Source organism: Ruegeria sp. CK3, from assembly GCF_056536565.1.
Genome location: NZ_JBQFPV010000035.1, coordinates 1 through 764 on the forward strand (window position 1 = coordinate 1; position 764 = coordinate 764).

The following is a 764-nucleotide window of genomic DNA, read 5'->3' on the forward strand; positions in this document are numbered from 1 at the left end:
TCGGCGAATAGCTGAAAGCCGGAAGTCTTATCGCTTGAGAATTGCCGCTTCCGGATCATGTTGGCGACTTCGATACCGTCCAAAGTAGCTGATGCGGATCTGAACGATTTGAACCCGCACATGTGCCGTATGCGACGCTTGATAAACCGATGATCTTGTTCGATCAGGTTATTCAGATACTTGGACCTGACCGTTTGGATTTTGGCTAGGCAGCCGAACCGCTTCAGGATCCTGTTCACCTCTCGAATGCCCGCCGCGTTGGCGCCGCTTTTGTCGATGACGATCTTGCTCGGGATTCCATTCGTCGATAGCGCTTTGCCAAAGAACCTTGCTGCTGCTGGACGGTTCCTGCGCTCAGACAGCATGAAATCAAGAGTATTCCCAGCTTTGTCGACGGCCCGATAGAGGTACACCCAATTGCCGCGAACACGAATATAGGTCTCGTCCATGCGCCATGAACTCAGTGTTGGACGCTTCTTTGACTGCGCACGAGCAGCGACGATCGGCGAGTATTTCACAACCCACCTATTCAATGTGGCATGATCAACTCGCACACCGCGCTCAGCCATGATCTCTTCCAAGTCACGATAGGACACCGTGTACCGCAGATAGAAGTAAACAGCGTACAAAACTGCATCCTTAGGGAAATGACAGCCCTTTAACGAGATCATGCTCAAATAACCTGTTCGAAAATTAATCGACTAGTACAAAAAACTCAGATCACCCAGGCTCGTCAACTATACCTCAGAGTTTGCGACACATCC

Annotated in this window: 1 protein-coding gene; it reads right to left on the reverse strand. The window is 50.5% G+C overall.

Translation table 11 applies throughout. From position 1 onward, the window contains the following. Positions 1 to 671 (reverse strand): IS6 family transposase (locus tag ACR0C3_RS23290; RefSeq protein ID WP_480760789.1); only part of this gene is annotated, 671 nt, incomplete at its 3' end. Positions 672 to 764 lie beyond the last annotated feature (93 nt).